Below are 249 nucleotides of genomic sequence, written 5' to 3'. Positions count from 1 at the left end.
ATGCAATAACGGAACGCCGTTCGGGCGCGGACTGAGCGGCTCATCCGGCCCCGTCATCGCTTCCGTTGCCGTATTCAACTCCGCGCCCACGCCTGCAGCGCCCCTCGCGCGCATGGTGCACAATTGAGCCTTGCGCCGCGCCGCCGCGCGCGGCCCGCTTCTTCCCGTCTTCTCTTACTGCTCACTGCGATGAACCAGCCGCCACTGCCCGTCACCGTGCTCTCCGGGTTTCTGGGCGCGGGCAAAACC

Annotated in this window: 1 pseudogene; it reads left to right on the top strand. The window is 67.5% G+C overall.

The window, feature by feature from the left end:
* Nucleotides 1-72 precede the first annotated feature (72 nt).
* A pseudogene (locus tag SB772_RS44005) lies at nt 73-249 on the top strand (GTP-binding protein); the annotation flags it as partial.

Origin of the sequence: Paraburkholderia sp. SIMBA_030 (assembly GCF_046535245.1) — a bacterium.
GTDB lineage: Bacteria > Pseudomonadota > Gammaproteobacteria > Burkholderiales > Burkholderiaceae > Paraburkholderia.
This window is presented reverse-complemented; position numbering and strand designations above follow the sequence as displayed.